Annotated in this window: 8 protein-coding genes; all 8 read left to right on the forward strand. The window is 49.6% G+C overall.

Going from position 1 to position 6,107, the window contains the following annotated elements; translation table 11 throughout:
- Positions 1-814: NAD(P)-dependent oxidoreductase (locus ACEW8P_RS05470; RefSeq protein ID WP_373512097.1), on the forward strand; the 814-nt coding region annotated here is incomplete at its 5' end.
- Positions 814-1,227: an acyl-CoA thioesterase gene (locus tag ACEW8P_RS05475; RefSeq protein WP_373512098.1), complete on the forward strand. Its 414-nt coding sequence runs from the start codon at positions 814-816 to the stop codon at positions 1,225-1,227. The genes ACEW8P_RS05470 and ACEW8P_RS05475, both read left to right, overlap by 1 nt.
- Before the next feature lie 78 nt (positions 1,228-1,305).
- Positions 1,306-2,250 carry a YihY/virulence factor BrkB family protein gene (locus tag ACEW8P_RS05480; RefSeq protein WP_373512099.1) on the forward strand — a complete coding sequence of 315 codons (945 nt, stop codon included), beginning with the start codon at positions 1,306-1,308 and terminating at the stop codon, positions 2,248-2,250.
- Positions 2,251-2,411: 161 nt separating this feature from the next.
- On the forward strand, positions 2,412-2,792 hold the full coding sequence (locus tag ACEW8P_RS05485; protein WP_373512100.1) for a four helix bundle protein: 381 nt from the start codon (positions 2,412-2,414) through the stop codon (positions 2,790-2,792).
- Between the two features lie 27 nt (positions 2,793-2,819).
- Positions 2,820-3,824 carry a glycosyltransferase family 2 protein gene (locus tag ACEW8P_RS05490; protein ID WP_373512101.1) on the forward strand — a complete coding sequence of 335 codons (1,005 nt, stop codon included), beginning with the start codon at positions 2,820-2,822 and terminating at the stop codon, positions 3,822-3,824.
- 270 nt (positions 3,825-4,094) lie between these two features.
- The gene (locus tag ACEW8P_RS05495; RefSeq protein WP_373512102.1) at positions 4,095-4,721 is read left to right on the forward strand and encodes an L-threonylcarbamoyladenylate synthase; all 627 of its coding nucleotides are present in this window, start codon (positions 4,095-4,097) and stop codon (positions 4,719-4,721) included.
- A 30-nt stretch (positions 4,722-4,751) separates the two neighbouring features.
- Entirely contained in the window at positions 4,752-5,420 is a 669-nt protein-coding gene (locus ACEW8P_RS05500; RefSeq protein ID WP_373512103.1) for a WbqC family protein, read from the forward strand.
- Between the two features lie 66 nt (positions 5,421-5,486).
- Positions 5,487-6,107: Clp protease N-terminal domain-containing protein (locus ACEW8P_RS05505; protein ID WP_373512104.1), on the forward strand; the 621-nt coding region annotated here is incomplete at its 3' end.

Here is a 6,107-nt window from a genome sequence, read left to right on the forward strand (position 1 = left end):
AAAATTTGACCGCGGGCAACTGATTTTAGGCAACCCGCCGCTCCAATGGCTAGACACTAAGCCGATCGACCTGGAATTCTGGCAATTGGATTCCGCCGGATTCGATAAATATAAAGGTGTGAAAATCAAAGGCCGCGCTGCCAACATGGGCGACTGGTTCGCCCGACCCTGCGCCGAAACCATCGTGGCCGGGCTGTTGGCTCTCTACCGGGGCATCGACGCGCTCACGCTTTTGAAACAAAACAAACAATGGGTGGGCCACGCGATGCGACCCTACCTCGGTCTCATGGATCGCCGTGAGGTAGTCGTGCTGGGCGGCGGTACCATCGGCACCGCAACTAGGCAAATTCTGGAAGGCTTTCGCTGCCGCGTCAGAACGGTAGCCCGCACCGCGCCAAATGCCGAAATACGCAATAAAGAAGAACTATTAACCGTGCTGCCGCTGGTGGACATTGTAGTCAATACCCTGCCGGGCACGGTAGAAAAGTACGTGGATCGCGAAATGCTAGCTACTATGAAGTCCGGCAGTGTGTACGCCAATGTAGGCCGTGGCAACACGACCGATGAAGATGCGCTGCTCGACGCCTTGCGCAACGACCACCTCAGCGGGGCCGTGCTGGATGTGACCGAAACTGAACCCCTGCCCGCCGATAACCCGCTCTGGACGCTGCCCAACGTCATCCTGACTCAGCATACCGGCGGCGGCCAAGCCGACGAGGATGTGGGCAAAGTCGAACTCTTCCTTCGTAACCTGGCTAATCTGGAGGCTGGAGAAGCTTTGGAAAGCGAAGTAGACTTAGGGAGGGGATACTGATGTTTAGCTACGAAGTAAAAAATATTCGCGTGCGTTACGCCGACACAGACCAAATGGGTTACGTGTATTACGGAAACTATGCCCGCTACTATGAAATCGGGCGGGTGGAGGCGTTGCGTAGTCTGGACTTTCATTATAAGGCAATGGAAGACGCGGGTGTGCTGATGCCCGTCTATGAAAACCGCTCGCGCTATCACCAGCCCGCCCGCTACGACGATCTGCTGACGATTCTGGTGCGGTTGCCAAAACTACCGACCGCCCGTGTGGTCTTCGAGTACGAAATCCATAATCAGAAGGAGGAATTGTTGAACACGGGCGAAACGACACTCGTATTCCAACGACGCGATACGGGGCGCTTATGCCAGGCACCGGAAGGCTTGTTGGAAAAACTCAGTCCGTATTATCACCAATAGGGTTTACGTAATTCGTTTCCAGTGCAGCTACCACTGTCCACAGTTAATTGTCGCCGCGGGACGCCGCGCATTAAATAAATGCTCGAGAAACTTCTGGAACATCCCCGTCTGCAACGACTCGGCTACTGGCTGAGGGGGACGACTCTTTTCCGGGGGTCCGTGTCGCTATACGACGTGCTGGTGAACCTCATCGACAAACTCATCGTCTATGACATCGATCAGCGGGCTACGGCGGTAGCATTTAGCCTGACGCTTTCGGCCTTTCCGGCCATCATATCTTTCTTTACTTTGATTCCCTACATCCCGGTCGAGGATCTGCAGCCGCAGATCATGGATTTCCTGCGTGAAATCATGCCCAGTAGTATTTACGCCGAGGCCCAGACGACCATCATGGACATCATCAGTCGTCCGCGCCGTGGGATTTTGTCGGTAGGTTTCATTCTTACCATCGTGACTTCCACCAATGGCATGGTATCGCTCATGCGCTCTTTCAATATTGTCTATCGCGACGAAGACACCCGAGGTTTTTTCAAAACGCGTGGCATAGCCTTCATGCTCACACTTTTGCTGGCACTAATAATTTTTCTTTCGGTGGTACTGCTCATCATCGGCGATCACATCATGGATATCCTGAACGACTGGGACATCGTGCGCGAAGCGTGGATCATCGGATTGGTCAACTTCCTGAGGTATCTTACCACGCTGGCTGCGCTCACTATCGGCGTGTCACTGATCTATCGCGTCGCCCCCGACCGGAACGTTCGAATGTCGTTTTTCAACGTAGGAGCCTTCATTGCTTCGGCCCTGATCGTATTGGCTACCTTCGCTTTCTCTTATTATCTTTCCAATTTCGGTACTTACAACAAACTCTACGGCTCCATCGGTACCATGATCGCCTTCATGATTTGGATTTACCTGATCGCCTTGCTGCTGATATTCGGTTTCGAAATAAATGCCAGCATTCTCATGGCGCAAGGTGAGGAGGACGAGGGTGAACTCAGTGAGGACGTCGGCAAACAATAAATGCCGACCTTATCAGATCGGCATTATATACATTACCCTAACCCATAAAAGTCGGTATTCAATATTCTCCGTATCGAATACCGATTGCCTAGATTGTATCGAATACCGTGCCAGTTTTTATAGGGATAAATTATGAATGATGAGTGATTAGTGATTTTGTTATGGAAGAGAAAAGCGTAGTTCGTAGAAAGTCGTTTGATTTCGCTGTGCGGGTGGTGAAGTTATGCCAGTTCGTCAGCAAGAACCATCATGAATTTGTCCTGACTAGGCAGTTACTAAAATCTGGTACTTCAATTGGAGCAAATGTCAGAGAATCTAACAATGCGGAATCTGGGGCTGATTTTATCCATAAATTCAGCATAGCGCAGAAAGAGTGCGATGAAACACTTTATTGGCTGGAACTTTTGAAAGCCACAGACTATCTTACTGAAAATGAGTACGGCTCTATGTACGAAGATTGTGAAGAATTGATGAAAATAATCAGAAGCATAATCTTGACCAGAAAAGCCAATCTGAAAAACGATAAACTGAAAAAAGGATAATTCTCATCACTCATCACTCATCATTAATTGAAGCCGCTTGTTTCTGTCATCTGCACCGCCTACAACCACGAAGATTTCGTGATCGAAGCCCTGCGTTCGGTAGTCGGACAAACCTACCGTAACGTGGAACTGATCGTGATCGACAACGCCAGTACCGATGGCACCGCGCAAAGAATCGAGGAATTTTGCCAAGAAAATCCCGGCGTCCGTTTAATTGCCAATAATTGCAATAAAGGACTTTGCGTGGCCTTCAATCAGGGCCTTCGCCTTGCCAGTGGAAAGTACATGATTGACTTGTCTGCTGATGACGTGCTATTGCCCAATCGTATCGCCCGGCAGGTAGCTTTTTTTGAGAGCCTGCCGGATGATTATGGCGTAGTATTCTCAAATGCCCAATACTTGAATGCGCAGAGTCGCCCGCTGCACCTCCATTACAAAATTGACGAAAACGGCAAGACGCACGAAAATATAGCCAGCGGCGATGTGTATCGTGCCGTTCTGGAAGAGTACTTCATTTGTACGCCCACGATGATGATGCGCCGTGCGTTACTGGATCGCCTCGGTGGTTACGATGAAACACTTTCCTACGAAGATTTCGATTTTTGGGTGCGGTCAGCGGTGATTTGCAAATATGGCTATCAGGATGAAGTACTTACCCAGAAAAGAATCCTGCGGCATTCGCTATCCAATCTCAGCTACAAACCCGGCAGCGGGATGCTCGAATCCACCTACGCGGTTTGTGAGAAAGCCTACGACCTCAATCGTACCCAAGCAGAGTTCGACGCCCTAGCCAAGCGCATCCGCACATACGTTCGTAAATGTTTCTACGCTCAGGAATTCGAACTGGCCGTTCGTTTTAAAGAACTACTCAACTACATCGAAAATCCCGGATTGGCTACCGAGCTCATTGTGCTGCTCTGCCGAATGCGGCTTCCGATCAGCTGGTTGTACCAGTTCTATTTTAATTGGAAAATAAAAGGCTTGCTTCGTCAGCAAGGGTCGGGGGTAGTTATCAAGTCGGCCGAAAGGTGAGGTTGCTCATCTCCATGTCCCGGTAGGATGTAGTCGTTCAATGAAAACTACCTTCTAACGAAGAATCAGGTCGTCCGCAACGGTCTCGTTACCGCCATCCGACAGCCGGAAGTGCCCACCAAGTCAAGAACTACCATGCTCATAGCTTGATAATTGGAGGACGAAAGCTAAATTTGGGTTTTTGAGGAAACTACTTTACTGAAGTCTTATCCCTCAGAAACCTAGTCAAATATTCACAACCTGGCCTGTCGCCATAATTATCCGCTAGATTTGCCCGCTGAACTACTCCGTATTTATCCTGAAAACCCCGACCCGCGCCGCATCCGGCAGGTAGCCGACTGCCTGCGCGGCGGTGGCCTGGTAATATACCCAACCGATACGGTCTATGGCCTGGGCTGCGACATCCACAACGCCCGTTCGGTCGAGCGGGTGGCGCGCATCAAGGGCGTCAAGCCGCAGAAGAACGATTTCTCGTTCATTTGTTACGATCTGAGCCACATCGCCGACTACGCCCGTGTAAGCAACGCCACTTTCAAGTTGATGAAAAAGGCCCTGCCCGGTCCGTTCACCTTTATTCTGGAAGCAAATAACAACGTTCCCAAACTACTTAACACAAACAAAAAGACGGTAGGAATCAGGGTGCCGGACAACGACATCCCACGCAACTTCGTCCGGGAATTGGGCAACCCAATCATCACCACGTCAATCAAAGACGACGACGAAATCATCGAGTACTCGACCGACCCCGAATTGATTTTTGAAAAGTTTCAAAACCTGGTGGACATCGTCGTGGATGGCGGCTTCGGCGGTAATGTCGGCTCCACCATTGTGGATGCAACGACGGACGACTTCGAGATCATGCGGGAAGGATTAGGCGATTTGTCGCAGTACTTTTGATATTCTGCGGCGACTTTACCATCTTTAGTAATGGTTGAAAAGTACTCGGAGGGGCAAGTAGTTACGGATATTCTGCTGGAATTGCAGTTTTTACCTTGCCTGGAGTACTTCGCTGGTATTCTGCAGTATGGTACGCTCAAGCTGGAAGCCTGCGAAAATCTGCCGCGCCGCAGTCCGCGCAATCGATGTCGTGTGTTGACGGCCAATAAGGTCGACACGCTAACCGTACCGCTCAAAGAAAGTCGCCGGGCCTTACCCATCCGTGATGTCAAGATAGACTACGGACAACCGTGGGTGCGACGGCATTGGGGTTGTTTGCAATCTGCCTACGGTCAATCGCCGTACTTTGAACACTACGCTCCCGATTTTGAAGCCGTTTACGAGCGGGCGCCTGCCTTTCTTTTTGATTTCAACCAAGAATTGCTGACATTATGTCTCAGGTTTTTGGGGATCGGGAAAGAAATTACGTACACTTTGTCATACGAGACTGCCGTTAAGAAAACAGTTTTCGATGCCAGATCGCTGATTAATCCCAGGAATAGTGACGAAACAGTACTTTTTTACCAAAAAATCCCGTATTACCAGACCTTTGGCAATGATTTTGTACCAAATTTGAGTATTATTGACTTACTGTTTAATCAAGGTCCTGAATCTCCCCTCATTCTCAGACAGTCGGCTATTTGGCCCCAATCGGCTTGAATGAACAAAGCCTGACGAAGATTCGTTGTAAAAAAATCAGAAGATATTCCACTTTTCAGACTATACATGGAAGCTAAATTCTCAAATCGAGTAAAAGAAGTGATTACCCTTAGCCGGGAAGAGGCCCTCCGTTTGGGCCACGACTTTATCGGCGCAGAGCATTTGCTCTTGGGGATGATTCGTGAGGGCGATGGCGTGGCCATTGGTTTATTGAAGAAATTGGGCGTTTCCCTGGAAGAGGTTCGGCTCACCATTGAGCAGGCTACCAAGGGCTCGGCTACTAATAATGTAAAAAACCTACAGAATATTCCGTTGACCCGTCAGTCGGAAAAAGTGTTGAAAATCACTTACCTGGAAGCTAAAATATTCAAAAGTCCGCTTATCGGTACGGAGCATTTGCTGCTCTCGATCCTGCGCGACGAAGACAACGTGGCTACCCAAATTCTGCATAGGTTCAATGTCAACTACGAAGTCATTAAGGAAATGTTAGAATACCAATCATCAGGAACTCCGCCCCGCATGGGGTCGGATACCGACGACGGCGATGAAGATCCCCGCTCCGGTATGTTCGGCAGCGGTGGTTCGTCAAGCAAAGAATCCAAGGGCGGCGAGAAATCCCGCACTCCAGTGCTGGACAATTTCGGTCGCGATCTTACCAAATTAGCCGAAGTCGGTAAACTTGATCCC

Origin of the sequence: Persicitalea sp., assembly GCF_041751555.1 — a bacterium.
Taxonomy (GTDB): Bacteria; Bacteroidota; Bacteroidia; order Cytophagales; family Spirosomataceae; genus Persicitalea.